The organism is Acidovorax sp. Root275 (assembly GCF_001428965.1).
Classification (GTDB): Bacteria; Pseudomonadota; Gammaproteobacteria; order Burkholderiales; family Burkholderiaceae_C; genus Acidovorax; species Acidovorax radicis.
The window spans coordinates 1,570,843-1,572,622 of the sequence record NZ_LMJH01000001.1; the positions used below are offsets into that span (position 1 = coordinate 1,570,843).

Annotated in this window: 2 protein-coding genes and 1 pseudogene; 2 read left to right on the forward strand and 1 reads right to left on the reverse strand. The window is 53.7% G+C overall.

What is annotated here, in order from left to right; genetic code table 11:
* Both ASE52_RS26220 and ASE52_RS26005 read left to right on the forward strand, forming a co-directional pair.
* A pseudogene (locus ASE52_RS26220) lies at positions 1 to 589 on the forward strand (hypothetical protein); the annotation flags it as partial.
* Entirely contained in the window at positions 589 to 990 is a 402-nt protein-coding gene (locus ASE52_RS26005) for a hypothetical protein (RefSeq protein WP_010465572.1), read from the forward strand. The pseudogene ASE52_RS26220 and the gene ASE52_RS26005, both read left to right, overlap by 1 nt.
* On the opposite strand, the gene ASE52_RS24980 is transcribed toward ASE52_RS26005, so the two are convergent.
* Positions 903 to 1,532: an RNA 2'-phosphotransferase gene (locus ASE52_RS24980; RefSeq protein ID WP_010465574.1), complete on the reverse strand. Its 630-nt coding sequence runs from the start codon at positions 1,530 to 1,532 to the stop codon at positions 903 to 905. The genes ASE52_RS26005 and ASE52_RS24980 overlap by 88 nt on opposite strands.
* Positions 1,533 to 1,780 lie beyond the last annotated feature (248 nt).

Sequence of the window (1,780 nt, forward strand, 5' to 3'; positions counted from 1 at the left end):
CGTTGATCCGGTTGACTTCAAAGAAGAAAACACTCACTCGTTCAACCGGTACGCCTACGCCAATAACAACCCCTACAAATACGTGGACCCGGATGGGCGGCAGGCCGAAGTGAACGTGTTTCCAAACTTCGACCCGATGGGGTACCTAAAGGGTCTTGCAGTCGAATCGATAAAATTTACGGCGATGGCTGCAGGCGGGGCAGGCGGTGCGGCGGAAAAAGTAGTTGCCGGATCAGTTGCGGCGAAGGGAATAGCCGCCGATGCTCAGTTTGCACAGAAAACCTATGGCGCGATGTTCAGCAAGGACGGTATTTTTGCAGGCAAGAGTGTTGATGAAGTGGCTGCTGCACTCCGCTCTGGTGCCATGAAGCCATCTGAAGTTCCGATCGACTACATCGTTCGAGATAGCAAGACCATCATCTTGAATACACGTTCTTCGCAGGCGCTTGATTCGGCAGGGGTCGCAAGGTCAGAGTGGAATACGGTTAATCGAACTGGCAGCGGAGAATTTGAGAAGAGGCTCACTGATCAACTATCGCACAACCCTGGCGGCCCATTTGACACGGTTCGTCGTTCCGGAGGGCAATGATGGAAAAGCTACCGATCTTCTCACTCCCGTGCCCTTCTACTGCGGCGGTTCGTGAGCCGAAAATTATCGATGAAGACAGAGGGCTTTTGCTCTCGATGGTTTTCGATGACGATGGACACGAGCGCCAGATGGACGTGCTATTCGTCAAGCCACGGGCCTTCCGCAAACGCGCGGAGATTTATTGCACCCTTTGGCATCTCACTGATACTTACGACACGGTCTGCGAGGTCACGGAGTCCGATTGGGTGGCGGAATTACGAAACGATGCAGTGCCTGAATGGCGAGACAGATGGGTCATGCGCCACTTTGTGATCTATGTCGATAGCTTTGGCTGCTTTGAGGTCATCGCGGAATCCGCCGTGCTAAATGACGAGTGTGCCAAGAATTCGGGCGGCACCTGATCAGTCAGCCATACGCCGTTATCTGCCAAGAAGAAAGCGAAACCCCTTACATGCATGCAAAGGGCTTCGACCTTAAAGACAATTGGCTTGCCGTGACGCTGTCCAATGCGATGGGCAACTGCTTCGTCTGCGGACAGGTGAACCTGCTGTCGAGCCTGCGGCTTTAGCCCGATAGATAGGATCGATTCGGCGAATCGCGTTGCGGTCCCGTGGTATAGGAGGCTCGGCGGCTCCTTGGGTGACAACCCTAGTTCTACGACCACCGAATGCCCTTGTGCCGCTCGGATGCGTTGCCCGTCTTTAGAAAGGGAAAATCTTTTCTTCTCACTGGTCTTGACGACACACAGCAAATCCTCCTGTGTGAACTGGGTACCGGCGGTGCGGCTCTGGACGATCAACTCATCGATTAAAGCCCAGCCCTGGGGGTCTAGAGCCAACCCGATGGCATCAGGTTTATGCCTAAGGACAAGGCTTAGAAACTTGCTGAGCTGTACAGAGCTGGGGGGGGTCATCTTTATTGGGTCACTTTTGGCATCGTACATTCCTCACTGGCGAGCACATCGACGACATTTGCGATGCGAATTAATGCTGACTGGGGAAAATTTCCCACAGTATCGATCTGTTGCAGCGAGAAGCTATTGTCTATGCAAACCAATATACCTGAACCGCTTCCGCCCACTCAAAGGGCATCACAACGCATGAGTTCCATGGCGCCCACGGCAACCTGCTACCACTACGACAGCAGCAATCTGCTCAGTAGCATGACGGCAACGCCAGGCAACACCGCAAA